This window comes from Rhodococcoides kroppenstedtii (assembly GCF_900111805.1).
Lineage (GTDB): Bacteria > Actinomycetota > Actinomycetes > Mycobacteriales > Mycobacteriaceae > Rhodococcoides > Rhodococcoides kroppenstedtii.
The window spans coordinates 415715-441498 of the sequence record NZ_FOJN01000001.1; the positions used below are offsets into that span (position 1 = coordinate 415715).

At 69.9% G+C, this 25784-nt stretch carries 26 protein-coding genes; 11 read left to right on the top strand and 15 right to left on the bottom strand.

Annotated elements, in window-relative coordinates:
• The first annotated feature begins 161 nt into the window (after nucleotides 1–161).
• Both BMZ18_RS01960 and BMZ18_RS01965 read left to right on the top strand, forming a co-directional pair.
• Nucleotides 162–1880, top strand: coding sequence for an ABC transporter ATP-binding protein (locus BMZ18_RS01960; RefSeq protein WP_068365983.1), 1719 nt, complete (start codon nucleotides 162–164; stop codon nucleotides 1878–1880).
• A complete protein-coding gene (locus BMZ18_RS01965; RefSeq protein WP_068365982.1) occupies nucleotides 1877–3634 on the top strand; it encodes an ABC transporter ATP-binding protein in 1758 nt (585 codons plus the stop codon). Before BMZ18_RS01960 ends, BMZ18_RS01965 begins: the two co-directional genes overlap by 4 nt.
• On the opposite strand, the gene BMZ18_RS19565 is transcribed toward BMZ18_RS01965, so the two are convergent.
• The 5 genes from BMZ18_RS19565 to BMZ18_RS01990 are packed head-to-tail and all read right to left on the bottom strand — an operon-like array spanning nucleotide 3631 to nucleotide 6691.
• Nucleotides 3631–4572 (bottom strand): MSMEG_6728 family protein, encoded by a 942-nt coding sequence (locus BMZ18_RS19565; RefSeq protein ID WP_068365981.1) that lies wholly within the window; start codon nucleotides 4570–4572, stop codon nucleotides 3631–3633. The two genes, BMZ18_RS01965 and BMZ18_RS19565, sit on opposite strands and share 4 nt — an antisense overlap.
• A 32-nt stretch (nucleotides 4573–4604) precedes the next feature.
• Complete coding sequence (locus BMZ18_RS01975; RefSeq protein ID WP_068365979.1) at nucleotides 4605–5270, bottom strand: GNAT family N-acetyltransferase; 666 nt, start codon at nucleotides 5268–5270, stop codon at nucleotides 4605–4607.
• The gene (locus tag BMZ18_RS01980; RefSeq protein ID WP_068365977.1) at nucleotides 5267–5602 is read right to left on the bottom strand and encodes a DMT family transporter; all 336 of its coding nucleotides are present in this window, start codon (nucleotides 5600–5602) and stop codon (nucleotides 5267–5269) included. Before BMZ18_RS01980 ends, BMZ18_RS01975 begins: the two co-directional genes overlap by 4 nt.
• On the bottom strand, nucleotides 5602–5937 hold the full coding sequence (locus BMZ18_RS01985) for a DMT family transporter (RefSeq protein WP_068365973.1): 336 nt from the start codon (nucleotides 5935–5937) through the stop codon (nucleotides 5602–5604). Before BMZ18_RS01985 ends, BMZ18_RS01980 begins: the two co-directional genes overlap by 1 nt.
• A 10-nt stretch (nucleotides 5938–5947) precedes the next feature.
• The gene (locus BMZ18_RS01990; protein ID WP_068100007.1) at nucleotides 5948–6691 is read right to left on the bottom strand and encodes an acetyltransferase-like protein; all 744 of its coding nucleotides are present in this window, start codon (nucleotides 6689–6691) and stop codon (nucleotides 5948–5950) included.
• A gap of 55 nt (nucleotides 6692–6746) precedes the next feature.
• Here BMZ18_RS01990 and BMZ18_RS01995 point away from each other — a divergent pair, with 55 nt between their 5' ends.
• Nucleotides 6747–7214, top strand: a complete 468-nt coding sequence (locus BMZ18_RS01995; protein ID WP_068365971.1) for a Rieske (2Fe-2S) protein — start codon at nucleotides 6747–6749, stop codon at nucleotides 7212–7214.
• Between the two features lie 309 nt (nucleotides 7215–7523).
• Here the strand turns inward: BMZ18_RS01995 and BMZ18_RS02000 are convergent, their stop codons facing one another.
• Nucleotides 7524–8999: an amidase gene (locus BMZ18_RS02000; protein WP_068365970.1), complete on the bottom strand. Its 1476-nt coding sequence runs from the start codon at nucleotides 8997–8999 to the stop codon at nucleotides 7524–7526.
• Between the two features lie 175 nt (nucleotides 9000–9174).
• Here BMZ18_RS02000 and BMZ18_RS02005 point away from each other — a divergent pair, with 175 nt between their 5' ends.
• Nucleotides 9175–10284: an amidohydrolase family protein gene (locus tag BMZ18_RS02005; RefSeq protein WP_068365968.1), complete on the top strand. Its 1110-nt coding sequence runs from the start codon at nucleotides 9175–9177 to the stop codon at nucleotides 10282–10284.
• Nucleotides 10285–10314: 30 nt separating this feature from the next.
• On the opposite strand, the gene BMZ18_RS02010 is transcribed toward BMZ18_RS02005, so the two are convergent.
• The 4 genes from BMZ18_RS02010 to BMZ18_RS02025 form a co-directional block, all read right to left on the bottom strand.
• Nucleotides 10315–10749: a VOC family protein gene (locus BMZ18_RS02010; protein WP_068366004.1), complete on the bottom strand. Its 435-nt coding sequence runs from the start codon at nucleotides 10747–10749 to the stop codon at nucleotides 10315–10317.
• 32 nt (nucleotides 10750–10781) lie between these two features.
• Complete coding sequence (locus BMZ18_RS02015; protein WP_068365964.1) at nucleotides 10782–11975, bottom strand: macrolide family glycosyltransferase; 1194 nt, start codon at nucleotides 11973–11975, stop codon at nucleotides 10782–10784.
• Between the two features lie 102 nt (nucleotides 11976–12077).
• Nucleotides 12078–12446, bottom strand: coding sequence for a PLDc N-terminal domain-containing protein (locus BMZ18_RS02020; RefSeq protein ID WP_371828471.1), 369 nt, complete (start codon nucleotides 12444–12446; stop codon nucleotides 12078–12080).
• Nucleotides 12447–12528: 82 nt separating this feature from the next.
• Entirely contained in the window at nucleotides 12529–13056 is a 528-nt protein-coding gene (locus BMZ18_RS02025) for a hypothetical protein (RefSeq protein ID WP_139203725.1), read from the bottom strand.
• 134 nt (nucleotides 13057–13190) lie between these two features.
• Between BMZ18_RS02025 and BMZ18_RS02030 the strand changes: the two genes are divergently transcribed.
• Nucleotides 13191–13748: a TetR/AcrR family transcriptional regulator gene (locus tag BMZ18_RS02030; protein ID WP_068366672.1), complete on the top strand. Its 558-nt coding sequence runs from the start codon at nucleotides 13191–13193 to the stop codon at nucleotides 13746–13748.
• Between the two features lie 40 nt (nucleotides 13749–13788).
• Here BMZ18_RS02030 and BMZ18_RS02035 read toward each other — a convergent pair whose 3' ends face one another.
• Complete coding sequence (locus BMZ18_RS02035) at nucleotides 13789–16248, bottom strand: cytochrome P450/oxidoreductase (RefSeq protein WP_068366669.1); 2460 nt, start codon at nucleotides 16246–16248, stop codon at nucleotides 13789–13791.
• A gap of 277 nt (nucleotides 16249–16525) precedes the next feature.
• Between BMZ18_RS02035 and BMZ18_RS02040 the strand changes: the two genes are divergently transcribed.
• Both BMZ18_RS02040 and BMZ18_RS02045 read left to right on the top strand, forming a co-directional pair.
• Nucleotides 16526–17494, top strand: coding sequence for an alpha/beta fold hydrolase (locus BMZ18_RS02040; protein WP_068366667.1), 969 nt, complete (start codon nucleotides 16526–16528; stop codon nucleotides 17492–17494).
• Entirely contained in the window at nucleotides 17491–18117 is a 627-nt protein-coding gene (locus BMZ18_RS02045) for a DedA family protein (RefSeq protein WP_068366664.1), read from the top strand. Before BMZ18_RS02040 ends, BMZ18_RS02045 begins: the two co-directional genes overlap by 4 nt.
• Here BMZ18_RS02045 and BMZ18_RS19870 read toward each other — a convergent pair.
• A complete protein-coding gene (locus BMZ18_RS19870; protein ID WP_068366663.1) occupies nucleotides 18092–18547 on the bottom strand; it encodes a helix-turn-helix transcriptional regulator in 456 nt (151 codons plus the stop codon). The two genes, BMZ18_RS02045 and BMZ18_RS19870, sit on opposite strands and share 26 nt — an antisense overlap.
• A gap of 502 nt (nucleotides 18548–19049) precedes the next feature.
• On the opposite strand from BMZ18_RS19870, the gene BMZ18_RS02060 reads away from it, so the two are divergent.
• Genes BMZ18_RS02060 through BMZ18_RS02075 form a run of 4 tightly spaced genes read left to right on the top strand, consistent with a single transcriptional unit; the run spans nucleotide 19050 to nucleotide 21534 of the window.
• Nucleotides 19050–20042, top strand: coding sequence for a dioxygenase family protein (locus BMZ18_RS02060; protein ID WP_074921698.1), 993 nt, complete (start codon nucleotides 19050–19052; stop codon nucleotides 20040–20042).
• Between the two features lie 30 nt (nucleotides 20043–20072).
• Entirely contained in the window at nucleotides 20073–20297 is a 225-nt protein-coding gene (locus BMZ18_RS02065; protein WP_074921700.1) for a twin-arginine translocase TatA/TatE family subunit, read from the top strand.
• Nucleotides 20294–21097: a twin-arginine translocase subunit TatC gene (gene tatC / locus BMZ18_RS02070; RefSeq protein WP_244516373.1), complete on the top strand. Its 804-nt coding sequence runs from the start codon at nucleotides 20294–20296 to the stop codon at nucleotides 21095–21097. Before BMZ18_RS02065 ends, tatC begins: the two co-directional genes overlap by 4 nt.
• Entirely contained in the window at nucleotides 21085–21534 is a 450-nt protein-coding gene (locus BMZ18_RS02075; protein ID WP_068362833.1) for a twin-arginine translocase TatA/TatE family subunit, read from the top strand. The genes tatC and BMZ18_RS02075 overlap by 13 nt, the downstream gene beginning before the upstream one ends.
• Before the next feature lie 31 nt (nucleotides 21535–21565).
• On the opposite strand, the gene BMZ18_RS02080 is transcribed toward BMZ18_RS02075, so the two are convergent.
• The 3 genes from BMZ18_RS02080 to BMZ18_RS19230 all read right to left on the bottom strand — a co-directional run bounded on the left by BMZ18_RS02080 (nucleotide 21566) and on the right by BMZ18_RS19230 (nucleotide 25413).
• Nucleotides 21566–22837, bottom strand: coding sequence for an alpha-hydroxy acid oxidase (locus BMZ18_RS02080; protein ID WP_068362830.1), 1272 nt, complete (start codon nucleotides 22835–22837; stop codon nucleotides 21566–21568).
• A gap of 1097 nt (nucleotides 22838–23934) precedes the next feature.
• Nucleotides 23935–24627 carry a DUF2716 domain-containing protein gene (locus BMZ18_RS02085; RefSeq protein ID WP_068362827.1) on the bottom strand — a complete coding sequence of 231 codons (693 nt, stop codon included), beginning with the start codon at nucleotides 24625–24627 and terminating at the stop codon, nucleotides 23935–23937.
• 39 nt (nucleotides 24628–24666) lie between these two features.
• Nucleotides 24667–25413, bottom strand: a complete 747-nt coding sequence (locus BMZ18_RS19230; protein WP_139203727.1) for a hypothetical protein — start codon at nucleotides 25411–25413, stop codon at nucleotides 24667–24669.
• Nucleotides 25414–25784: the final 371 nt, after the last annotated feature.

Consider the following 25784-nt stretch of genomic DNA (forward strand, 5'->3'; position numbering starts at 1 on the left):
CTCGGTGCCGGGAAACTCCGCATCGTGGGGAGTTCACCGGCGTCGGGAGGGACGCACACGCTGTATTCGGATCCGGTCCGGTTGCGGTCGCCGTTGGCCCGTGGCGTGTGACACCGACGACAGGCCACGAGCCGCCCACACCCGTGGGTTAGGGTCGGCTAATGGCGATCAGCGGCGGAGGGGTTCTGCGCCGCGCGCTCGTCCGACATCGCGCCCGCATGGTCGGGTCGTCGCTGCTGTTCTGCCTCCACCAGTTCTGCGAGACCATGGTCCCGGTCGCGATCGGCATCATCGTCTCCCGCGCCGTCGAAACGGGTGACGTCACGGCGATGCTCCTCTCGCTCGTCGGGCTCGCGGCGTTGTTCGTCGTCCTGTCCTTCGCGTACCGCATCGGCGCCCGCATCATCGTCGTCGCGATAGAGCGCGAGGCGCACCTGCTGCGCGTCGAGGTCGCCCGCACCGTGCTCGACCCGCGCGGGATCGACACCGAATTGTCCGCGGGAGAACTGCTGACGGTGGGCACCTCGGACGCGGAGAAGACGTCGTGGATTCTCGACGTCGTGGCCCGCTCGGCGTCGGCCACCACGGCGCTGGTGGTCACCGCCGTGGCGCTCCTCGTCGTCGACGTTCCCCTGGGCCTGGCCGTGGTGATCGGCACCCCCCTGCTGCTGCTCGTTCTGCAGTGGTGCGCCCCCGTGCTGACCCGCGCGGCGACCGCCTCGCAGACCGAGATCGCCCGCGTGTCCGGGCTCGCGACCGACCTCGTCGGCGGCGTGCGGCCCCTGCGGGGCATCGGCGGCGAGGGCGCGGCCGCTCGGCGCTACGCCGAGGCGAGCCGACGCGCGCTGGACGCCACCCTGCGCCTGGCCCGCGGCAACAGCGCCTACCTCGGCCTGTCGGCGACCGTCGGGTCCCTGCTCGCGGCGGGGGTCGCGGGCGGCGCCGGTTATCTGGCCCTCACCGGACGGCTCACGCTCGGCGAACTCGTCACCGTCGTCGGCCTCGCCCAGTTCTTGGTCGAGCCGCTGTCGTCGCTCTCCCGGCTGCCCGGTGTCACGGCCGTCGTGCGCGGGTCCGCCGACCGTGTCGCCACGGTCCTCGGGGCACCGCCTCTCGTCGAGGGCGCAGTGCCCGACCCCGACGCCGCTGCCACCGACGCCCGCCCGTCGGTCCGCGCGCCCCGGCTCGATCTCCACGCCGTCGCGCACGGCTCGCTCCGCGGTATCGATCTCGACGTGGCGCCGGGCGAGACCGTGGGAGTGGTCGCCTACCGCCCGGCCGACGCGGAGTCCCTCGTCTCGGTGCTTTCCGGTCAGGTTCCGCTGGACCCGTCGGCGGGCCGTGTCGGCGTCGGCGGCACCGACGTGCGCGAACTCCCGTTGACCGAGGTCCGTCGCACCGTGCTGGTCGAGCCGCACGCCGCCGACCTCTTCGCCGGAACCGTGCGGACCAACATCGTCACCCGCGCGGCGGACGAGGCCCGACTGGACGCCGCCGTGACCGCCTCCGCGGTGACCGACCTGATCGACCTGCACGAGGCCGGCCTCGACCATCCCGTCACCGACCGCGGTGCGAGCCTGTCCGGGGGCCAGCGCCAACGCGTCGCCCTCGCCCGCGCCCTCGCCGCCGATCCCCCGCTCCTGGTGCTGCACGATCCCACCACCGCCGTCGATTCGGTGACCGAGCACGCCATCGCCGACGGCATCCGCACCCTGCGAGCGGGACCCGACCGCGCCACCGTCGTCGTCTCCACCAGTCCGGCTCTGCTCGCGGTGACCGATCGCGTCGTCGTGATCGACGACGGTCGGGTCGTGGCGCGCGGCACCCACCGCTCGTTGTCGACGACGGACCCGACCTACCGCGAGCGGGTGTTGCGATGACCGGGACCGAGTTGCTCCCCATTGCGTCCGGCGCCCGCTCGGGCCGATTCCTGCTCCGCGAATTGGCTGGACATCGCGCCGCGACGCTCGGCGCCGTCGTCCTCGGCATCGTCGCCGCGGCCGCGACGGTGGTCCCGGTGTACGTGTTCGGCGTTCTCGTCGACCGGGTGACCGAGGGTGCACCGGCGTCGACGATCGTCGGTGTCGTGGCGGTGATCGTGGTCGCCGCCGTCGTCGGCGGCGTGTTCACCGGCCTCGGGGCGTACACCGTCGCACTGCTGGGCGAGCGGATCCTGGCCTCGCTGCGCGAACGCGTCGTCGCCCGTGCGCTCACCCTGCCCGTCGACCGGCTCGACCGCGCCGGCCGCGGCGATCTGCTCTCCCGCGTGGGTGACGACGTCGCGGTGATGGCCAAGTCCCTCGGCGAGGTGGTTCCGCAGATCCTCGCCGCCGTCCTCCTGGTGGCGGTCAGCATCGCCGCGATGCTGGGGGTGGACTGGCGACTCGGGCTGGCCGGGATGGTGGCGATCCCGCTCTACGTGATGGCGCTGCGCTGGTATCTGCCCCGATCCGCACCGCTGTACGCGAGCGAGCGCGTCGCCATGGGCGAGCGGGCGCAGGCTCTGGTCAGCAGCATGCAGGGCGCGCGCACCGTCCGCGCCTACGGCGTCGAGTCCGAACACCTCGCGCGCATCGACGCGGCGTCGGCCGGCGCCCGCGACATCGCCGTCACGGTGTTCCGGCTGTTCACGCGGTTCGGCTCGAGAAGCAATCGCGCCGAGTGCGTCGGACTGTCGGTGGTTCTCCTCGCCGGGTTCCTGCTGGTGCGCGACGGGTCGGTGACCGTCGGCGAGACCACCGCCGCTGCGTTGCTCTTCCATCGCCTGTTCAACCCGATCGGCATGCTCATGTACTCGTTCGACGACGTGCAGTCCGCGGGCGCGTCGCTGGCCCGCCTGGTCGGCGTCCTCGACCTGCCCGACGAGCGGCGCGCCGTCACCGGCCGCGAACCCGAATCCGGCCGAATCGAACTCGTGGGCATCCGCCATTCCTACGACGGCGTGCACGAGGTGATCCACGGGCTCGACCTCACCGTCGCCGACGGCGACTCCGTCGCCCTCGTCGGATCCACGGGCGCGGGCAAGTCGACGCTCGCCGCGATCGTCGCCGGTTCGACCGAGCCCACCGCCGGGACCGTCCGAATCGGTGGGGTCCCGCTCACCGAGCTCGCCGCGGACCGGGTCCGCCGGCACGTCGCCGTCGTCAGCCAGGAAGTCCACGTCTTCGCCGGTCCGCTGATCGACGACCTGCGTCTGGCCGCGCCCGACGCCTCGGACGACGACGTGCAAGCCGCCCTGAACCTGGTCGGCGCCGGGTGGGTGGCCGACCTGCCCGACGGCGTCCACACCGTGGTCGGTGAGGGCGGTCTCGCCCTCACCGCCGCGCGGGCCCAGCACGTGGCGTTGGCCCGGCTGGTTCTGGTCGATCCGGCCGTCGCGGTGCTCGACGAAGCCACCGCCGAGGCCGGGAGCGCCGGCGCCCGCGATCTCGAGGACGCGGCCCGCGCGGCCACCCGCGGTCGCACCACCGTCGTCGTCGCCCACCGACTCACTCAGGCCGCGGCGGCGGACCGAGTCGTGGTGCTCGAGCACGGACGCATCGTCGAGCAGGGGTCGCACGACGACCTCGTGCATGCCGGGGGCCGCTACCACGACCTGTGGTCGGCGTGGAGCGAGTCCCTCGCGGACCGTTAGCCTGTCGCACGCTCGCCGGGTCGAGCGGACCGCAGGATCGGGACCGACGCGAGCGTGTCGGGCACGGGCGCCCCGTCGGTGACCACCAGCGCCACGTCGGCCGCATCGGGTTCGTCGCCGCGCCGGAACCAGCCGAAGCGTGACGACGACGCCGCCTCCTCGCCCATCGCGGTGACGTCCGCGTCGGTCGGCGTTCTGGCGATCGAGCCCGACACCGAGCCACGCGGCTCGGCCGGTGGCGGGAGGGGCTCGTCGGGCGCGAGTGCGGGCCGGTCGAGCAGCACGGCGACGCGGCCGGGCACGACGAGGGCGCACGCCAGCAGCGCCCACCGATCCGGCGGGTCGGGGGCGTCGTCGCCGAGTCCGCGCGCCAGTCGGCGCAGAGTCGACCATTCGGCCGCACCCGGGTCGAACCGGTCGGCGGGCATACCCCACTCCCCGAGCAGCGAGACCGCCGCGCTCGGGGTCACCGGGTCCGGCGGCAGGGGCAGGGGCCAGCGCGGGTGGATCGAGCCGGGCCACACGTAGCCGATGGGTCCCCGCCACTCGGCCGGGTAGAGGTCGGGGCCCTTGTCGGCCAGCGCATGTCGGTGGCTCGCGTGGACGGCGTCGTCGCCGAGCCACGGCGGCAGCAGGCCGGCCCGCCGCAGCCGGTCCACGTCGGGTCGGGCACCGCCGGTGTAGTCGAGCAGTTGCGCCTCGAGCGCGTCGGCGTGACCCCGGGCGGCCCATTCGCGGCACGTCGCCACGCCGTACGCCACCAGCGCGGGGGTGAATCCCCGCCACATCACCACCGCCGGGTGGTTCTTCCAGCCGTAACTCGGCCAGATCAACGCACGCAGAATCTGGAAAGTCTCGACCCGCTGCTTGCCCAGGCGGCGGTCGTCGAGAAGCCGGGCGCTCCGACTGAATCCGGGGTCGGGGAGGAAGGTCTGCATCCTCCCCGACTACCCGTCCTCGGGCTCGTCGATCAGGACGGCAGGGCGCCGGGCGTGCGCACCACGATGGGCACACCCGGGAAGACCGCGGCCATCTCGGACCGCGACTTGCGCAGCGCCGCAGTCCCGTAACCCTTCTTGCGGTGGTCCGGGTGGATCCAGACCCGCAGGTCGATCTCCCCGTTCTTCAGCTCGCCGAAGACCAGCCCGACGCTGTCCTCGCCCTCGCGTGCGACGAACCACGCGGCCTGCTCCGAATCGGAGCGATCCCGCGCGGAGGCGATCTCGGCGTCCAGGTCGCCGGCCGCGCCGCCGGAGCCGTCCCCGGCACTGCCGACGTCGGCGAGGCGGGCCGCGAACAGCTCCCGGTCGCTCTCGTCGGAGAACGCCCGCAGGGTCAGTCCGTCACCGGCGCTCGCGGGCCGCTCGGCGAGCGTGAACGTCAGACGAGCGTCCAGGTCCTCGAGCTCGGCGGCGTTGTTGCGGCGGGCGTCCTTGGTGAGCTGGTCGAACGCCATCCCCATGACGGCTTCCCCGCCCAGACGGGACGTCTCGAGCAGACCGGAGATGGCGGCCACCGCCTGGTCGCGGTCGTCGGCCTCGACGATGGCGTCCAGGACGTCGTGGCGGCGGTCGAAGGCAGCCAGCAGGGCCGCGGTGATCTCGCGGCGGGCGGCGGCACGGTCGTGATCGGTCACGGCGTGATCGTATGCGCTACCGCGCCCAGTTCCACCAGAAGCACGCCCACCACGATCAGTCCGATACCCGCGAGCATGCGGCGGGTGAGCGGCTCGGCGAACAGAAAGCGCGACGCGACCGCGGTGAGCGCCACGCCCGCCGCCGCCCAGATGCCGTACGCGACCCCGAGCGCGAGCCCGGCGCGCAGCGCTCCGAGCAGCGACGCGAACGCCACGGCATAGCCGACGGCCACCACCGCGTAGAGCGCCCGTCGTCCGCCCACCGCACCGCGCAGGGACAGGGTCGCGGTCACCTCGAACAGGATCGCCGCGACGAGGTAGACGTACTGCATCAGGAGTCCGCCTCCGCCGCAGGGTGCGAGCCCGTCTCGACCAGCAGCACTCCCGCGATGATGAGCGCGATGCCGCCCGCCATCACGAGCGTGAAGGTCTCGCCGAAGATCGCCCATGCCAGCACTGCGGTCAGGGCGACCCCGCTCGCCCCCCAGATGCCGTACGCGACACCGATTCCCATGCCCCGCTTCAACACCTGCACCAGCATCACGAACGCCGTCGCGTAGCCGATCACCACCACCGCGTAGAGGGCAGGGGCGTTCTCCGACCCCTTCATCGACAACGTCGCCGCGACCTCTGCCACGATCGCACCCACCAGGAACCACCACGCCATGCGCGGAACGCTAGCCGGTCGAGGCGGCCCGGTGTCGTACCCACACGTTCGCTTCGACGTACACGGCCGTGCCGTGGACGACGTCGCAGAGCACCGGGGCGAGAGCGCCCGGCACCTCGATCGGGCCGGATCGATCGAACGGCAGTCCGGTCCACCGGCGCCACTCGTCGAGCGTGCCGGCGATCACCATCGACCGTGGAGCGATACCGGCGATGTGTCCGCCCGCACGGATGTGAACCCGAAGCCAGGGATCGACCGGCAGGCCGTCGTCACGCACACGCGACGCGTACTCGCTCATCGGAACGCCGGGATCGACGGGCCCGCTCGGCCGAACGGGGACGATCACCTCCGACAGGCCCGTCCGTGCGGCGCATCGCCGGACCTCGGCCAGGAGGAGGGACGACAGTCCGTCTCCCTGCCGGTCCGGCCGCACCGCGATCTCGAGCGCGCAGAGCACCGTCGGGGCCACTCCCGCGAAGGACTGGGTGACGCCGAGTCGGATCGCGGCGTCCCAGCCGTCGGCGGGGAGGGCGTCCGGGTCGAGGCGCAGCGGAAGCGCGTACCCCTTTCCCACGACCTCGTCGCCGTCGAGCGCGATCACCACGTGATCGGCGACGCGGGTCACGACGTCGGGCCGGTAGAAGAACGACGACACGGGGTCCTGCAGCATGAACTCGGGCCAGGAATCGGGCATCGACCACATCGAGTCGAACAGGTCGGGACGATCGGCCAGGGTCACCACCGAAACGGTCATCGCATCATTGTCGACGGCGCCGATTGGGGGCGAACGCCGTGGGTATGTCGCTCCGATGAGCGAGGAGCGACGTGGCCCTGACCGCGACGACGCCGTGTCGGCGGACCGATCCGGTGTGCTACCGCCGGTGCTCCCCGCCGACCCGATCCGGGCGCGCGGGCGACGGTTGGTCGAGGTGTCACGACTCGGCGATCGCCGCGTGGTGGAGGTGCGCACCGAGGACGGCGTGGACCTCGCGGTCGGCATGCTGCCCGACGGCACACCCTTCGCCGTGGGCAACGTCTGCCGGCATCAATTGGCCAAGCTCGGACGGGGCCGGGTCACGGACCGCGGTTGTCTCGAATGTCCCTGGCACCGAGCCGAATACGATGTTCGAACCGGAAAGATGGTCACCGGTCCGCAGGGAATGATCTTCGGCTTCCCGCCCTACTCCGCGGCGGTGCGGGCGATCGGGTCGCTGGTTCCGCTGTCGACGCGGCGGGTCTCGCTGCTGGACGGGTGGATCTGTCTGGTCGACGGCTGAGGCCCCGACCGGGTGCGTGCGCGGGCGACGAGAGCCGCCGGCGCACGCACCGCGTCGGGTCGCGATCAGGACGCGATCTCGAGGAAATCCGTCAACGGCAGCAGGTTGCCGAAGTCGAAGTTGAGGAAGCTCAGGCCATTGAGGAAGCTGAACACGAATGTCTCCTTCTGGTGATGTCGCGATCGGTCTCGCGTGCGCCCAGTAAGGACGGAATCCATTGCGTGGCTTCATTGTTCCGCATTGTGAGTGATCACCGACTCCATTGTGGGCCTGCACATCGACCGGCCGACGCGGGATGCGGGGCCATCGCTACCCGACGTTCGGCGGCGTGACGTCGAACCACGGCATCGCCTCCTCCAGCTCACGGGCCAGACGCAGGAGTTGCGTCTCCCCGCCGGGCGGGGCGACGAAGTGCGATCCCACCGGCAGCCCGGACGCGGTGCGGAACAACGGCACACTCAGGGCGGGCCGCCCGGTCAGGTTGGCCGCCTGCGTGAAGGGCACCACGGACAGATTTCTCATCACGCCCGCCTCGACGGCCCCCACGCGGGCCAGCACCGACCCGAGACGCAGGGCGAGTGCGGCACGCGCCCCGAGCCGTTCGAGCCGGGACGTCGCCAACTCGCCGATCCGCGGCGCGGGCGTCGCGGTGGTCGGGGTCAGCAGGAGGTCGAAACGACGGTGGAAGTCCGACAGAGCGCGAACGTGGTCGTGCCACCGGGCCAGCGCCGCGTCATGGTCGACGGCCGTGGTGCGTCGGCCCAGTTCGGCCATCACCATCGTGTCCAGCTCGACGTCGGCGGACCGCGGCGATCCGATGGCGGCGACCTCGCTCGCGACGTTCACGAACCAGGGCAGCAGGAAATCCCGCGCGAGGGCCTGCTCGTCGACCGGCGGCGGCACGTCCTCGACGACGTGCCCCAGGTCGACCAGCAGCGTGCGAGTGCGCCGGAGAGCGTCCACCACCTCGGGGTCCGGAGCGTCGCAGAGGGCCGACGTGCTCTGCATGCCGATACGCAGGCGTGGCCCCGGGGTGTCCAGCGCGGACAGATGAGTTTCCGGGAGGGTCGGCGTGACGTACGGCGCCGCCGGGTCCGAGCCGCGCAGGACGTCCAGCATGGCCGCGGCGTCCCGGACCGAGCGGGTGAGCACCCCGGTCACCGCACCGCCGTGGAAGAACTCGCTCGAGCGCGGTCCGCAGGGGACGACCCCGCGACCGGGCTTGAGCCCGACGAGACCCGAATAGGCGGCCGGGATGCGAATGGACCCGCCGCCGTCGTTCGCGCCGGCGGCGGGCACCACACCGGCGGCCACCGCCGCCGCGGAGCCACCCGACGACCCACCTGGCGAGCGGGAGGTGTCCCACGGGTTGCGGGTGGGCCCGAAGAGATCGGATTCCGTCACACCCTTCGCCCCGAATTCCGGGACCGCGGTCCGTCCGATGACCACCAGACCCGAGTCCAGCCACCGCTGCACCACGGTGTCCGTCTCCGCGGCCCGCGCGTCCCGGTAGGCGCGTGATCCCGCCGTCTCGACCACGCCGGCCTGGGCCTGCGCCAGATCCTTGAGCAGGAACGGCACTCCGGCGAACGGCCCGGACAGCGCGGTCCGTGAGCGGGACCGGGCATCGTCGTCCTGCCACTGCACGACGGCGTTCAGCGCGGCGTGAGTGCGGTGCGCGCGATCGAGAGCGACCTCGACCAACTCGCCCGAGGTCACCTCACCGTCCCGCACCAGCGCGGCGAGACCCAGGGCGTCGTACCGGCGGTACTCCTCGAAGTGCACGCGGCCGACCCTAGGGGTTCGCGGACGATCACGAGGCCGCCTCGCCGCCGCCCGGGATCCGTCCCGGTCCAGCCGGACAGTTCTGTGACGGCAACATTCCGACCGCGGCCGCACCTTGCTACCGTGCCGGGCGTCGGTCGGGGGCGGCCGACCTTCATCGTCTCGGGGGGCGACCATGACACACGACGACTCGACGAGCGGACGACCGTCCGACGCGCTCCGCATCGGCCGGCGTCGGCTCGTCCAGGCGATCGCGGCGGGCGGGGCGCTCGCGCTGTCCGGCGGTGGGACGGCAGGGGCGACTCCCTCCGGCGCGACCGGGCGACGAATCGACCTGCACGGACACATGATCCCGCCCGACTACCGCGCCGCCGTCCTGCGCGCCGGCCTCCTCGCTCCCGGTGGTCTTCCGTTCCCCGCCTGGTCGCCGGAGGGCGCCCTCGACTTCATGGACCGGTTCGGCATCGCCGCGCAGGTGCTCTCGGTGTCCGATCCCGGTGTGCGCTTCGCCTCGGGCGGGGACGCAATACGGCTGGCGCGCTCGTGCAACGACTATGCCGGTGATCTTCAGCGTCGATGGCCCCGGCGTTTCGGATCCTTCGCCACGGTCCCTCTCCCGGACGTCGCGGCGACGCTGACGGAGATCGCCTACGCGCTCGACGTGGTGGGGATGGACGGGGTCACGCTGCTGTCGTCGTACGACGGTGTGTACTTGGGCGACCCGCGGTTCGAGCCGGTGATGGCACTGCTGGACGCACGCTCGGCCACCGTGTTCGTCCACCCCGGCGAGATGCCGGCGCCGTCGAAACCCGAAGTGCCCCTGCCGGACTTCCTACTGGAATTCCCGTTCGACACCACGCGGACCGCGACGAGTCTCATCCTGTCCGGCACGCTGGACCGGTATCCGCGCATCCGATTCGTCCTCGCCCACGCCGGCGGGTGCCTGCCGTTCCTCGCGACTCGCTTGTCGACGCCGCGCACGGTGGTTCCCGACGCCGTGCCGTCGGTTTCCCTGCTCGGGATCGGTGAGGCGTTGCGCCGCTTCTACTACGACACCGCGTTGTCGGCCTCGGCGTCCTCGATGCGGAGCGTTCTCGAGGTCGCGGACGTCGGTCAGGTGGTCTTCGGCACCGATTGGCCGTTCAGCGGCGCCACCTTCGCGGTGGCCGAGACGGCCGATCCGGCGCCGGGACTGTCCGACGTGTTCGACGGGCCGCAACGGGGGCTGATCGAGAACGCCACACCGCTGTCGCTCGTCCCGCGGCTCGCCGCAGCGATCGGGTAGATCCGCGGCCGGCCGTGGTGATCGGGTGGCTCAGCCGCCGATGCGCTGCGCGAACATCACGATGATGCCACTGGGACCGCGCAGATAGGTCAGGCGGTAGATGCCGTCGTACTCCGCGATACCGCGGAGAGGGTGACACCCGTGCTGCGCCGCGATGGCCAGCGAGGCCTCGATGTCGTCGACCTCGAACGCGACTCGATGCATCCCGATCTCGTTGGGGCGGGTCGGTTCCGTCTCGATCGGCTCCGGGTGCCGGTAGTGGAACAGCTCGAGACGGCTGTGACCGTCCGGCGTCTGCAGCATCGCGATGTCGGAGTGGTTCCCGTCCAGACCCACCGCCGTGTCGGTCCACTCGCCCTGCACGGTGTCACGACCGACCACCTCGAGGCCGAGGTCGGTGAAGAATGCGACAGCGGCGTCGAGGTCCCGCACCGCGATCCCGACGTTGTCCATACGGATCGGCATGACCGACACGGTAGTCGGCTTCCGCCGTGTCGTCAGCGGAGTCGTGCGTAGGACTCGACGGCGTCGGCCGCGGTGTCGACACCGCCGTGCGCCCGGACGTCCGCGCGGATCTCGGCCGCGCGGGGTTCCAGATCGACTGCCCGCTCCACGGCGGCCCGGAGTGTCTCCGCCGTCACCTCGTCGAACGGGAGGTGGACGCCCGTTCCGATCTCGTCGAGCATCGCCGCGTTGGCGAATTGATCCACCCCCTGCGGAATGGCGACCGTCGGCACGCCGAACCACAGTGATTCGGTGCATCCGCCCATGCCGGCGTGGGTGACGAACACGCGCGCCGACTCGAGCACCGCCAGCTGCGGAACGTGCTCGTGCACCTGGACATTGGGTGGAATCGGTCCCAGGGCGGCAGGGTCGACACGACGCCCCATCGACATCACCACCTGCCACGGCGTGTTCCCGAAGGTCTCGATGCACAGCCGGTAGAAGTCCGGTCGATCGTTGTAGCCGGTGCCGAAGGACACGTAGAGCACGGGTCCCACCGGAGCCGACCACGTCCGATCCGCCAGGCGGGCGGGATCCAGGCAGGGTCCGACGAAGCGCACGGACTCACGGACGCGATCCGCGTGCGGCTGCATGATTCTCGGTACCAGGGACAGACAGTGCTCGGGATACGTGTTCCAGTCCCACGGGTCGGCCTCGATCCCGTTGTCGCGCAACCATTCCGCGTACGCCTCGCGGTAGGCGACCCCGGTCGCCGACGTCCGCATCGGGGTGAGGACGTCGGCAAGATCGTCCTCGTAGCCGTCCCAGGCGACGTACGCGGGCGACAGCTGGACCGCGGGGACGCCGTAGCGGACGCCGAGTATCGGTGCGGCCAGTCCGCCGATGTCGTAGAGCAGCAGGTCCGGACGATCGCCGTCGTACGCCGTCGTCAGCACGGGAAACGCGGCGATCGCCTCGTCGAGGAACACGTGCATCGCCGCAGCCGGGTCGTCCGGCCAGGTCTCCTCGCCTTGCGGGAGAAGCGAATCGAACGGCACCACCCGAGCACCGGTCGGCTCGACGAAAGAGGCCAACGACTCCCCGACCGCGTAGGTGACTCGGTGACCCCGCCGCACGAGCTCCGCGATCACGGCGAGCGACGGATAGATGTGACTCGGGGCCGTGGTGCCGATCATGGCGATGTGCAGCGTCGCCGCCTCGGCCGGGCGGGCGGGGTGGACGACCATCGGGCACCTCGCGGGGTGGGGGGGAACGGACGCGTCGACCCTAGAGGCGACCCCGTGGCGCGTGCACGCGAATAATCGGGCGCACACGGACGATCGGACCGCTCACGACCCTTCGGCGCGACGGCGCTCCCGCTCCACCCGGCGCTGTTCCTCGGCCCGCGCGCGGCACTGGCGCAGGAACTCGGCGTCGGCCTCCGGACTCTGCGCAACGGCGCGGCCGGGCCGGACGTCGTATTCCGCGAAGCCCGAGCGGGGCCGGGACGGCTCGCTGCCACCCCAGATTCCGGCACCGATGGGCCTGCCGACCGTCAGCCACAGCAGCGATCCGATCAGCGGAAGGAGCAGAACGACGAAGAGCCATGCCATCTTCGGGATGTGGCGCACACCCCCGTCGTCGGCGGTGATCACGTCGATCAGACAGAAGACCAGCAAGGCCATCGTCAGCAGACCGAGATACGGCACGGAAGTCACCTCGTCGATTCGGAACGTTCGGTACGGAACCGCTCGCACTATACGGGCCTGCCGTGAACTCGGGGCGTCCTTCGCGACGTCGTCAGGCTTCGTCGAGCCTCTCGGCAACCAGGACGAGCGCGGACGCGACACGCCGCAACCGATCGAGCACGCGCGGTGACGTGAAGACTTCCCACGGCACGGGCGGACCCGACTGCGACGCGACGTACCCGGCGAGGTCGGCGACCGCACCGGCCACCGCCGCAGCGACGACGGCGCTCTCCGAGAGTGCACTGTCGCAGGTGCAGTCGGAGACGGCCACGACCTCGCGAATCTCGGCAGCCACGGCGTGCGCCTCGCGGCGAGCGTCGTCGACGGTGAACCCGAGCTCGTCGTACCAGGACGCCGCGGCGCAGTCCGCGGCCTCTCTGGCCGTCGAGATCGTGGTCGTCAGTGGCGACGAGTCCTCCGTCGTTCGCCGCACCAGACCCAAAGCCGCCGCGAGGGTGAGCAGGTCGCGCGGGCCGGGATCGTGCCACGGTATCGACAGCAACAACGCCGACGCGGCCGCCAACGGCACCGTCGCGCACGCCGGGGAGGCGCGGCAGCCGTCGGAACGTCGAGCAGTCACCGCAGCATTCGTGGGTGCCAAAAGAATGGATGGGTACCGTTGTTCGGGTCACATTCCTTTCCTGATCCGGCGGAACGGAACCGAGCCCGAGTCCACGAGTGGCGGCGCACGGGTTCTGACCTAGGCTCACGGGCGTGACCGCGCCCGACTTCTACTCCGAACTGCGGGCCCTGCGACTCGAACGGGTTCTCGACGCCTCGGTGGAGATCATCACCGAACGGGGCTGGGACGCTCTCAGCATGACCGAGGTCGCCAAGCGCTCCGGAGTCCCCCGCCAGAGCCTCTACAAGGAGGTGGGCACCCGCACCGAGCTCGGACGCGCCGTGGTCGATCGGGAGGTCGGCCGTTTCCTCGAACAGGTCAGCAGCGGTTTCGCCGCACACCCCGACAGCTTCGAGGACGGCATCTCGGCGGCGGTGCGAGGCGTCCTCGACCACGGCCGATCCAACGCCGCCCTGGCCGCCGTCCTGCGTCCGGGACACGATTCCGGCCTGCTCGCGATGGTCACCGTCAACCCCGATGCCGTGCTGGGTCAAGCGAGCGCTGCCGTACGCGCACTCGTCGGCGACCGGGCGTCCGAGGCACTGGTCGACTGCGTGGTCCGGCTGACGCTGAGCCATCTCGTGCAGCCGACCGTGGACGTCGACGAGGCGGTCGACCGCATCGATCGGGTGGTCCGCAGCTTCGAGTGATTCGCCCCAGAGCCACTGCTGCGCATCCCGTTTCGGTGTCCTAGAGGTCGAGAACCAGCTTGGGCGACAGCGATCGCGACACGCACGTCATCACGGTGTCTCCGCGCTCGCGCTCGGCGCGGGACAGCACGGAATCGCGGTGGTCGGGGGTCCCGCTCAGGACATCGGCCTCGCAGGTGCCGCAGATGCCTTCCATGCAGGATCCGATGACGTCGGCGCCGGCCTGCTCGACCGCGTCGAAGATCGTCGTGCCGTCGGCGACGGTGACGGTCACGCCCGTCCGCGCGCACTCCACCTCGAACGAGTCCAGGGCGCCGTCGGGCGCAGCGACGGTTCGGGCCGCGAAACGCTCGAGGTGCAGGACCTCCCCCGGCCACGGGGTGCACCGCGTCTCGACGGCGTCGAGAAGAGCAGCCGGTCCGCAGCAGTAGACGAGGGTGGCCGGGCGCGGCTCGCCCAGCACCGTGTCCAGATCGAGGCGTCCGCCGCGCTCGTCCTTGGCCCAGACGGTCACCCGATCGTCGCCGTCGAACTCGTCGAGAAACGCCATCGACGACCGAGACCGGCCGACGTACACCAGGTTCCACTCGGCCCCGGCGGACCGCGCTGCGGCGATCATCGCGCGGATCGGCGTGATGCCGATACCGCCGGCGAGGAAGAGGTAGCGCGGCGCGGGAACGAGCGCGAAGTTGTCGATCGGACCACGAGCCCGGAGGGTGGAGCCCTCGACGAGCTCGTCGTGCACGTGGGCCGATCCGCCGCGGCCGTCCGGTTCCCGCAGAACGGCCACCGTCCACGACGACCGATCGGTGAGATCTCCGCACAGCGAGTAGTGCCGGATCAGGCCGGGCTTCAGCGTCAATTCGACGTGGGCGCCGGGGGTCCAGGGCGGGAGCGAGCCGCCGGCGGTGTCGGTGAGCGTGAGTTCGACGACGCCCTCCGCGACCGTTCGCCGTCCCGTCACGCGCAGGTCGAGTTGCGTCCGTTCGGCGCTGCGCCCGCCGCGCGGGACCTCCGGTGCGGGTGCGCTCGCCGTGGACCCACCCGCGTCGGGCGTGGTGCTGGTGCGGTCGGCCTTCGTGGCATTGCGTTCACGCCAGGTGCCGTACTGCCGGCGCTCGCCACCCTTCGGAGTGAGCACCACCGACATCGAGCCGTAGCCGCGGACGAAGTTCGACTGCACCCGCGTCGGCTCCTCCACCACCTCGATGTCGTCGAAGCGCGTCAGCAATTCCTCCCACAGGATGCGCAGCTGCATCTCGGCCAGGCGACTTCCCATGCACCGGTGCGTCCCGATGCCGAACGCGAGGTGATGGCGGGCGTTGCGCCGGTCGATGACGAAGTCGTCGGGGTTCTCGAACGTGCGCTCGTCCCGGTTGGCCGAGGCGTACCACATGACGACCTTGTCGCCCTTGCGAATGAATTGCCCGTTCAGGACGGTGTCGCGGGTGGCGACGCGACGCATGTACGCCAGCGGCGTTTGCCACCGCAGGATCTCGTGCACCATCTTCGGGACGAGTGCGGGGTTCTCACGGAGGCGGTCGAACTGCTCGGGGAACCGGTTCAGGGCCAGCAGTCCGCCGGTCATCGAGTTGCGGGTGGTGTCGTTGCCGCCGACCACGAGCAGCACGATGTTGCCCAGGAACTCCATCGGTCGGTCGATGAGGTCCTTTGTGTCCTCGGACAGTTGCATGAGAGTGATGAGGTCGTACCCCGGCGCCTCCCCCGCGGCCAGCCGTGCGGCCTTGTCGTGCCAGAGCGCACTGAAGCTGCGGGCCGCCTCCGCCGCCGCCCGGTACGACGCATCGGTGTCCGTGGACCCGCCCGTCGCGGACGCGCTCGCCGCCACCAGGTCGGTCCACTCCACCAGCTTGCGACGCTCGTCGTACGGGAAGTCCAGCAGCGTCGCGAGCATACGGGACGTCAGCTCGATACTGACGCGGTCGACCCAGTCGAAGGGCTCACCCACCGGGAGCTCGTCGAGGACCTCCGCGACGCGTGAGCGGATGAGCCCTTCCATCTCCTCCAGGTTCTGGGGTGCGACCACTCCCTGGACCGCGGCGCGCTGCTGATCGTGACGCGGCGGATCCATGGCGATGAACATCTCGATGTCCAGACCGTCCGGCGGCGCACCGAGGATGATCTGCGGTTCGGCCGAGAACGTCTCGAAATCCTTGTCGACGCGGACGATGTCGTCGTACCGGGTCACCGACCAGAACGGCCCGAACGCACTGTCGGCCCGGTAGTGGACGGGCGATTCGTCGCGCAGACGACGGAAGTAGGACTCCCACGCTCCCTGACGCCACAGGAACGGGTCACTGACGTCGATGTCGGTCAGATCGAGGTCCGCGACGTCGGGAATCGGCGATTCGGTGAAGTGCGGTTGCCCGTCGTCGACCACGAGTCGCTTGGCGCGCTGCCACAGATGCAGTCCCTGGATCTGGCGTTCCATCGGGACCACGGCCTGAGCCTTCGTGATGATCGTGTCGCGAACGCGCATGACGACTACCGCCTCGGTGATGAGTTCCGTTCCTGGTGACAGAACTAAACCACGCGTATCCGAAGATGACAATAGGTGCTGATTTGTCGCACCCTTTCGATCCCGGCGCGCAGCGCGCCTGGCTACGCGCAGGTTGCAGCATGCGTACGTCGAGGTGCGCTGCGCCGCCTCGCTGCCCTCGATCGTCGACCACTCGGGCCGAGCCCAGCACCCGTTGACTTCGAGTCAACGACTTGCGACGATGACGGTCCGGTTTCGGGGCGTGTGGAGGTGTGCAGTGGGGGGCGGCGCTGACGTGTGGGACGGATACGGCGAACGCCTTCCCGGTGCGTTGCCGGCGAGCCGGTGGGAGGACCACGTTCGCGTCGTGGAGACGGCCTCCACCCCGGTGAGCTGCGTCGACCTCCCACGCGACAATGCGCCGACGCTCGTTCTCCTGCACGGCATCTCGGCCGGATGGCGGTGGTTCGCGCACCTCTTCCCGGCGCTGTCGGAGCATTACCGTGTGATCGCGGTCGACCTTCCGGGGTTCGGCGCATCGCAGTTCTCGCGTCGTCACGTCACGTTCGACGGACTGGGCGACTCGGTCGTCGATCTGTGCGACGCACTCGACGTTCACGCACCCGTGGTGGTGGGCCATTCGATGGGCTCCCTGGTGGGAACGCGCGCGGCCGTGCGGCACCCGTCGCGGCTGGGTGGACTGATCATCACCGGCGGACCGATTCTCACGCTGGTCCACCTCGGCCGGCACCCGGTTGCCACGTTCCGGCGGAACCCGCGCTCGGTCGCCACCCTGGTCGCCGAATCCGCGATGGTGGGATTCCCGGTGCCCTCGTCGGCCTCCCGGTTGGTCGCCGAGTCGGAGCGCCTGCGCCGAGCGTTGTTGGGCGGCTTCGTCGCTCGGCCGGACCTGCTCGACACCGAGGTCGTGCGCGCCACGATGCACGATCTGGGCGCGCCCGCCACGTTCCCGGCCCTGGTCTCGGCCGTGACTCGCGATCCCGGCCGCGACCTCGAGCAGGTGCAGTGTCGCACTCGGATCTTGCGGGGCGACGGCGACGCCCTGTCCCCACCGGAGGACGTCGAGACCTTCCTGTCCCGCGTCCCGTCGGCGGACGAGGTGCGGTTCGCCCACACCGGTCACTGGCCGCACATCGAGCGCCCGCGCCGTTTCGTCGAGGAAGTTCATCGTTTCGTCTCCTCCGACGACGTTGCCCTCGGCCCGGATCCGAGCCCTCGACGATGATGGACTGGCTCGACACCGCGGAGGCTCTCGTGCTGTCCCCGTGGCTCTACGTGATTCTGCTCGTCGTGTCGTTCCTGGATTCGTTCCTGCCCGCGATTCCCAGTGAACCGTTCCTCGTCGTCGCCGGGGTCGCCGCGGCGAACGGGGATGCGAACGTAATGCTCGTCGTCGCCGCGACGGCACTCGGGGCGTTCGGCGGGGATCTCGTTCCCTACTTCGCCGGTCGCGCGCTCGCCGATCCCGTGTTGCGACGCCTACCACCCGGCACGCGTCGTCGACAAACTCTCGACTGGGTGGGCACACAACTCGCCGACCGCCCCGGGCTGATACTCGTCACGTCGCGATACATTCCGGTCGGGCGCTACGTCGTCACGCTGAGCGCCGGGATCAGCAGGCTGCCGTGGCGCATCTTCGGTCCCTACACCGCGATCGCGGTGCTCACCTGGAGCATCTACATCGTCATGGCCGGCTATCTCGGCGGACAAGCGCTGCAGGACAACGTGATCCTGGCTTTCTTCGTGGGACTCGCGGTGGCGCTCGCCGTCACGCCGCTCACGCAACTGGCCCTGCGGCGGACATGGGGTCGACCCAGGCGTCTCAGGGCCGGGGGGCGTCCACGGTGACCACGTGATTTCGATACGCCCACACCGCCGCCTGCAATCGCGACCGCACGCCCAGTTTCGGAAGTAGCCGGGCGAGATGGGATTTGACCGTGCCCACCTCGACGACCAACGCGGCGGCAATCTCCTCGTTCGACATCCCTTCGGCCAGAAGGAGCAGAATCTCCCGCTCCCGCGCGGTGAGGAGATCGAGTGCCCGTCCCGCGACGCCGGCTTCGAGCGCACGGAAGACGTAGTCGTCGGTGTCAAAGGTGGTCAGGATCAGCACCGGAATCCGCGGGTTCCCCGGCGACCGGAGCAACCCCACCAATCGCCGCAGGTCCTCGAGGACGGACGTGCTCTGAGCGCGGATGAACAGTGCGTGCCGACGGGCGGCATCTTGGCATCGGCCGTCGCCAAACAGGTCGGCACCGTCGGGGCAGAGCGAAGTCACGCCACCCCGGTTCCTCAGCGAGCCCCGTGGTGACCATCTGGAACGCCAGCACCGGTGCGAAGGCCACCAATGCTGCCGTGCTGGGAGCGGCGATCGCACCGCCCGAGAGCGCCAGACCGGTCAGCAGCATCGCAGCGGGAACCCCCAGCACCGTGATGGCATACCAGCGCGGCGCGACCTCCCAGTGCCACAGCCTCCTCCCCCATGCACGCAGACCGGCGCGGCCGTCGACCACGGCGGTCACCAGGAACGCCGCAGTGATCGGCCCGAGGTAGGCCCCGGGCAGTACATCGAGAATCTGGCTCGAAGGGTGCAACCCGGTGCGCACGATTCTCCGACGGACGAGGTGGTCGCTCGACCTCCTGTGCGCCGATTCCCACCTCACCGGTCGGCGTCGACCGCTCCCGGGAACCTCACAGCGGAGGGTCAGGGTCCTCCATGGTCACCCCGGAAGTATCGATCGCACCGACGAGATCGACCGCGACGAACAGGAGCAACCGGGATGACCACCGTTCCCACACCCACGAACACCCCTGATGGACCCGCCTACGACGGGCGCCTGCTTCCCCGACCGAGCGAAGACGTCGTGGACCAGGGCGCCGGATTCGACGTCACCACCCTGATCAGCCGCCGCCGCGTGCTGAGCATCCTCGGCGCCGGCGTCGGCGCGCTGGCCCTGGCCGCGTGCTCGAATTCGTCCGGCGCCACCACCGGGACCGCCACATCGTCGGCCGCGACAACCGCTGCCGCCGGCACGGAGATTCCCGACGAGACCAACGGCCCCTACCCCGCCGACGGCAGCAACGGCGTCAACATCCTCGAGGAATCGGGGATCGTGCGGTCCGACGTCACCTCGAGTCTCGACGGCGGCACCACCGTCGCCGGGGTACCGCTGTCGATGACGTTCACCGTCACCGACCTCGCGAACGACAACCGGCCGTTCGAGGGCGTGGCCGTGTATCTCTGGCAGTGCGACGCCGCCGGTCTGTACTCGATGTATTCCGAAGGTGCGGAGGACGAAACGTACCTGCGCGGCGTGCAGGTCGCCGACGCTGCCGGGAGCGTCACCTTCGACACCATCGTTCCCGGTTGCTATTCCGGCCGGTGGACGCACATCCATTTCGAGGTCTACCCGGACGTCGCCTCCGCCACCACGGCCGACACCGCGATCGCCACCTCGCAGGTCGCCTTCCCCCGGGACATGCTCGACACCGTCTACCAGCTCGACACCTACCCGGGATCGGCGTCCAACCTCGCTCGGATCGGAACCCTCGACGACGACAACGTGTTCGGCGACGGATACGACCTGCAGATGGGCACTTTCATCGGCGACCCCGCCTCCGGCTACGTCGGGTCCCTCGCCGTCGCCGTCGACACCACCACGGAACCGACCGCCGGCGCAGCGCCCGGCGGCGGTGGACCCGGCGGCGGAATGCCTCCGATGGGCGGTGGCACTCCCCCCGCCGGCGGCCCGCCCGCCGCCCCGACCTACTGACCCCACCCCACGACACCCGAAGGAAACGCCATGTTGCACAACCTGACCGGCTGGCACGCGCTGATCGTCCTTGCGGTCCTGTTACTCGTCTTCGGCTCGACCAAGCTCCCCTCGCTCGCCAAGGGCGTCGGCCAGTCCCTGCGCATACTCAAAGACGAGGCACGCGTCACGTCCGCCGCCCCAACGGAGCGCGTGGCATCGGCCGACCCGACCGCCGACGACGGTGCGCCGGTTCCGATCCGACACGCGTCGTGACCACAGCCACCGCCGCGCGCGGCACCATGCCGCTCGCCGGGCACGTCACCGAGGCACGCCGTCGCGCGACCCGCGCGGCGGTGGCCTTCACGGTCGCTCTCATCCTCGGCTTCGTTCTCGCCGATCAGGTACTGGACGTTCTCCGCGCCCCCGTGGAGGAACTCGCACAGTCCCGTCAGGCCAGCTTGAACTACGACACCGTCACCGGCGCCTTCGATCTGCACGTGCGGATCGCACTCGTTGCCGGCGTCGTCCTCTCCAGCCCGATCTGGTTGCGGGAACTCCTCGCCTATCTGACCCCCGGTTTCACCCGGCGGGAGAAGAAGTACGTCCTGGGGTTCTCCGCGGCCGCGGTGCCGCTGTTCGGCGCGGGGTGCACGTTCGGGCTGCTGCTCTTCCCACGCATGGTTACCGTCCTGGCGGGGTTCTCCTCCGACCAGGACAGCACCATCCTCGACGCGTCGTACTACGTCGATTTCGTCATGAAGATCGTCCTCGCCACCGGGATCGCTTTCGTACTGCCGGTGATCGTGGTGATGCTCAACTGCCTCGGCTTCCTGTCTGCACACAGGCTTCGACGCAGTTGGCGCATATTCGTCCTCGTCATCGTCGTGTTCAGCGCACTCGTCACCCCTGCCGCGGACGTGATGTCGATGTTCCTCGTCGCGCTCCCCATGTCGGCACTCTTCGGCGCCGCCGTCGCCGTCACCACTCTGCGCGACAACCGAGTCCAACGACGCACCCGCGCCGTGACACCCACCGACCCGACACCCGTAGGAGATCCGGCATGTTCGGTCTGACCCTCGAGAAGCTGTTCCTCGTCGCTGTCATCGCCGGCGTCGTCCTCGGGCCGGCCCGCCTACCGGGCTACGCCCGGCACCTCGCCCGAGGTGTCCGCAGCCTGAGACAGTTCGTCGACGCCACCCGCGCCGCGGCGGAGCAGGACCTCGGCATGCCCCTGCGGCGCTCGGAGTGGGAGTCGGTGAATCTGCGCCAGTACGACCCGCGCAGAATCGTGCGCGACGCCCTCGAGGAACCGTCGCCGGTCGAGACCACCGAGGGGGCAGCTTCGGCGCGGCCCGGGCAGAAGTATGTCGTCACCGGAACGTCGTCGCACCCGGTACGTGTCCCCATCGACGCCCTCGACGCGGACGACCCCCGACGCATCGCAGCACGACCCAACGCGAGCACCTCGACTGCCGAGTCCCCACCCCCGGTGGCGGCGGATCGCCGCTGACCCCGTCCTCACCGGCGGTGTGCACCTCGCGTCAGGGGGCCTCGAGAGTCGATGCAGCTCGTCCTGCCGAGTCCCTCGGAACCAGCCGAGTGAGCTGCGTGACGTGCTCGGGGGTCAGGTCGGCGAGCGAGTTCACCTGCAACAGCTGCATGGTGCGCACGATCTGCTCGCGCAGGATGTCGATCATGCGGTCGACGCCCGCGCGGCCGCCTGCCATCAGGCCGTACAGGTAGGCCCGACCGACCAGCGTGAACGACGCCCCCATCGCGATCGAGGCGACGATGTCGGCGCCGTGCATGATGCCCGTGTCGACGGCGACCTCGAAGTCCGGCCCGACCTCCCGCACCACCGACGGCAGGAGATGGAAGGGCACGGGCGCTCGATCGAGCTGGCGCCCACCGTGGTTCGACAGAATGATGCCGTCGACCCCGCGCTCGGCGAGCTCGACCGAATCCGCCACGGACTGAACGCCCTTCACGACGATCTTGCCGGGCCAGATGCTGCGGATCACGTCGAGATCGGCGAAGGAGATGCTCGGGTCCATGGCCGAGTTCACGAGCTCGCCCACCGTTCCCCCGGTCGAGGACAGGGACGCGAACTCCAGCTTGGCGGTGGTGAGGAAATCCCACCACCACCACGGCCGCGGGATCGCGTCGGCGATGATCGACGCCGTCAGTTGCGGAGGGATGGAGAACCCGTTGCGCTTGTCGCGCAGCCGCGCTCCGGCGACGGGGGTGTCGACGGTGAACAGCAGCGTGTCGAAACCGGCGCGGGCGGCTCGCTCGACGAGCCCGAAAGAGATATCGCGTTCCCTCATCACGTAGAGCTGGAACCAGTTCCGGCCCATCGGGTTGGCTGCGCGCACGTCCTCGATCGAGGTGGTTCCGAGAGTGGACAGGCAGAAGGGGATGCCGGCGGCGCCCGCGGCACCGGCACCCGCGACTTCGCCCTCGGTCTGCATGAGGCGGGTGAACCCGGTCGGTGCGATACCGAACGGGAGGGACGACGGACCGCCGAAGACGGTGGTCGAGGTGTCGACTCGGGAGACGTCACGCAGGATCGACGGGTGGAACTCGATGTCGCGGAATGCTTGTCGTGCTCGGAACAACGAGATCTCAGCGTCGGCGGCGCCGTCGGTGTAGTCGAAGGCGGCCCGCGGAGTACGCCACTTGGCAATCTTGCGGAGGTCCTCGATGGTGAGAGCAGCATTCAGCCGACGGCGGCGCGGGTGCAGATCCGGCTTCTTGAAGGACAGCAGCTCGCGCAGTTCGGCGGGGTTGGGCAGTTGGCGTTCGACGGGCATGGGCTCGATCTTCCCTCGTAGTGGAGCGGCGTGTCTGCGTACGAGTGGGGGTGTCGATGGAATCGTTGCCCCTGCGTTGCGAACAGGTCATTGATCGTCGGAGCTGACGCCCCCTGACAAGTGAACGTGTCGGAAGCCTGGATCGAGTCGGAGCCGCACCGCACGTGCTCGACGACGTCAGGTGTGGGCACGCTCGTCGACACCTCGTATGGCACGCAGTGGGGCCACCGAACGCGTGATTGGAACGAAGACCGGCGCCTAGAATCGGGTCGACAACGAGGTCAATGATCCGGCCGGTACCCACAACGGTCGAACCGATATCACCGCGAAGGCCAGGAGGCGCAGATTCGATGGCTGGTCTCGTGATCGCTGGAGTTCTCCTCGCACTCGGGGTGACGCTAACCGTGCGCTCGAATGTCGAGATTTCACGGTCGAATCGGGGCTTCCGGCTGCCGGTCCTGTTCGGCCGATTCGCCGTGCGTCCGTCGCGGGCCGTCTTACGACGCCGGCTGCTGGGGACTGTCGCGATTCTTGCTGGGGCCTGGCAGATCTTGGACGTCATATGGAACGTACGACCAGGTTGGGCCATCGCAGCTTTTGCAGCTTTCGCGATTGGCGGCTGCTTGCTACCCCCTCTTGTCGTGACCCTGCGCCACAACCGACACCACCCGGCGGCCGAGAGTCGGCTGTAGCATTCGAACAGTCGCAATAGCATCACCGTCATCGTGCGCGAGGGCCACGGACAGCACTACTCCGCGCCTGCCCGAACCGTCACGTACCCGTTCAACGTTTGTTGCAGCATCCGCTATTCATCTCGAGTTCCAGTCGCCTGCCGAGAACGTACCGATAGCCTGTTCTCGTGCCGTCGACCATCCTCGCCGAGTCCGGCCTGAGTGAATGCCACCTCAGCCCGGACTGCGTCGAGTCTTTCAATCAGCTCTTCGTAGATGTCGCCGTCGGTGTCGTCGTCATCTCGGCGTGGTTCATCGTGGGAGCGTTCGTCTCGATCGCGGCACAGGGTCGGCTGACGGGGTCGACCAAAGCGTTCGCTATCGCGTCCGCGTGGGTCCTGCCCGTCGTCGGATCGGCGGTGTACGTCATGCTCCGGAGGCGTCGGAGCACCCGGCATCCCCCCGCTGCCGCATCCGATGGGCGAAGTGCGGACCGGCCTCGGTAAACCCTTCGAAGAACCTGCGTGCTGGACGCCGCACGGGCGGCGGGTCGTCCACGAGCAGGGGATTGTCTTGCTGGGTGCGCCCGTCGACCCGAAGGACCGGCAGCCACGTCGATAGCGTGACGGCCAGTGTGCCCACCAGTCTCGGGCCGAACACACACAGCGACTGCTCCCACGGGTGGCCGAACGTCCCCTCGCTGAAGTCGGGCAGCACGAAGGTGTAGTAATCGCCGTCCGGGTAGACCGGCACCCCCCACACGGCGTCAGGGGCTGACGCATGCTCGGACAGGTCGAGGCGGTAACCAGGATGCTGCCAATCCAGCACCACGACTTCGGAAGGATCCGCGATGCCGAGCAAGCAGCGGACAGTCTCCGCGTTGATCGCCTCCATGCGAGCAGCCCATATCGCGGGCACCGCGGTCGCGTCGAACCGCAGGTCGAACGTGACCGACGGCGCCGGCTCGGTGATCGCCGGCCAGGCGTCGGCGTGCAGACCCGGCCGGAGGGCGCCGAACGCGGCCCGGAACCGTGACCACGCCTCGTCGACCTGCTCCCTGTCGAGGTACGTCCACCCGGGCGGTAGAAGATCACCGTGGTCGACGGTGCAGGGCGTCATGGGCTCGATCGTGCCGCACCGGCCTGTTGTCGGGCCCCGTCACCGTTCGACCGCGCGCGCCGCGCGGCGACCGATCACGAACGAGACCAACGCTGCGGTCACGCACGTCAGCGCAGCGAGGGTGATCGCACCCGAGCTCGCCGCGATGACGGTGCCGGCCTCGGGAAGCTCGATCGGTTCACCCGTGACCCACATCAGCACACCGCTCGGCCGCCTCCCCAATGCCGAGAAGCCCAGGACAGCAATCATCACCGGCAGCAGGATCCCCAGGGTCATGACAGAACGGTCCGTTACCGGCGTCGACAGGAAGGAGTAGGCGGCGGCTGCGGGGAGAACTGCGGCGTAGGCGATCGTGGAAACAGGGTTGTCCCAGAGCAGTCCGGAAACGCACACTGCCGCCAAGATGCAGCACCCCGCCACCGTCGACGGAAGTCGGCGGGCCATGACGAAACCCGCGGCGATTCCCACCAGCGCGAGCGGCCCCAACCACCACCCACTCCAAATCACGTCGTTGACCGCCGTGGCGGCGACTGCCAGGCCTGCGCAGAGGAATCGGCCGTCCGCACCGGACCGCAGCGCGACAACTGCCACGACGACCACAGTCACAGCGACGGCAGCCACCCATTGCCCTGGGGACGAGGCGCTGTCACCGAACGACACGTAGACACCCCAGATGACCACCGCTGCAATCGGTGCTGCGGCCGACCGCGATAGTGGCGGCCGTGCAGGCAACGGCGGCAACCACTTCGACGTCGCTAGGATGACCACACCGACCAGAACGAGCACCGCGATCGGAACCAGCGTGGTCGCGGAATTGCCTCCGAGGCTGATCGACCAGTCCCGCGGTGAACCCAGGCGCGCATCGACTTCTCGCCGTGCGAGGTCAGCGGACGCCGCACCGAGAACCAGAGCGGTCAGACAGGATCGTTCCGATCCAGCAGCGGACACCGCGAAACTCAGGAGCAGACCGGCCGCCACCCCCGTTGTCGTCGGTGCCAGACCCGTGGGCACCGAGACCACCGACGGCGCCGCAAGCACCGCGAGTCCGACAACAGCGACGACAACCGGGGCAGCCCGGTTACCCCCGCTGAACCGGATTGCTACCACGGCCACCACGAGGGCAACGCCCGCAGCCCACGACGGATTCAAGAACAGGT

Bases quoted from the DNA above. Each gene is read 5' to 3' on its own strand.
- BMZ18_RS01960 (WP_068365983.1), top strand. From the start codon at position 162: ATGGCGATCAGCGGCGGAGGGGTTCTGCGCCGCGCGCTCGTCCGACAT.
- BMZ18_RS01965 (WP_068365982.1), top strand. From the start codon at position 1,877: ATGACCGGGACCGAGTTGCTCCCCATTGCGTCCGGCGCCCGCTCGGGC.
- BMZ18_RS19565 (WP_068365981.1), bottom strand. From the start codon at position 4,572: ATGCAGACCTTCCTCCCCGACCCCGGATTCAGTCGGAGCGCCCGGCTT.
- BMZ18_RS01980 (WP_068365977.1), bottom strand. From the start codon at position 5,602: ATGCAGTACGTCTACCTCGTCGCGGCGATCCTGTTCGAGGTGACCGCG.
- BMZ18_RS01985 (WP_068365973.1), bottom strand. From the start codon at position 5,937: ATGGCGTGGTGGTTCCTGGTGGGTGCGATCGTGGCAGAGGTCGCGGCG.
- BMZ18_RS01990 (WP_068100007.1), bottom strand. From the start codon at position 6,691: ATGACCGTTTCGGTGGTGACCCTGGCCGATCGTCCCGACCTGTTCGAC.
- BMZ18_RS01995 (WP_068365971.1), top strand. From the start codon at position 6,747: ATGAGCGAGGAGCGACGTGGCCCTGACCGCGACGACGCCGTGTCGGCG.
- BMZ18_RS02005 (WP_068365968.1), top strand. From the start codon at position 9,175: ATGACACACGACGACTCGACGAGCGGACGACCGTCCGACGCGCTCCGC.
- BMZ18_RS02010 (WP_068366004.1), bottom strand. From the start codon at position 10,749: ATGCCGATCCGTATGGACAACGTCGGGATCGCGGTGCGGGACCTCGAC.
- BMZ18_RS02015 (WP_068365964.1), bottom strand. From the start codon at position 11,975: ATGGTCGTCCACCCCGCCCGCCCGGCCGAGGCGGCGACGCTGCACATC.
- BMZ18_RS02035 (WP_068366669.1), bottom strand. From the start codon at position 16,248: ATGCGCGTTCGCGACACGATCATCACGAAGGCTCAGGCCGTGGTCCCG.
- BMZ18_RS02045 (WP_068366664.1), top strand. From the start codon at position 17,491: ATGATGGACTGGCTCGACACCGCGGAGGCTCTCGTGCTGTCCCCGTGG.
- BMZ18_RS02060 (WP_074921698.1), top strand. From the start codon at position 19,050: ATGACCACCGTTCCCACACCCACGAACACCCCTGATGGACCCGCCTAC.
- BMZ18_RS02065 (WP_074921700.1), top strand. From the start codon at position 20,073: ATGTTGCACAACCTGACCGGCTGGCACGCGCTGATCGTCCTTGCGGTC.
- BMZ18_RS02075 (WP_068362833.1), top strand. From the start codon at position 21,085: ATGTTCGGTCTGACCCTCGAGAAGCTGTTCCTCGTCGCTGTCATCGCC.
- BMZ18_RS02080 (WP_068362830.1), bottom strand. From the start codon at position 22,837: ATGCCCGTCGAACGCCAACTGCCCAACCCCGCCGAACTGCGCGAGCTG.
- BMZ18_RS02085 (WP_068362827.1), bottom strand. From the start codon at position 24,627: ATGACGCCCTGCACCGTCGACCACGGTGATCTTCTACCGCCCGGGTGG.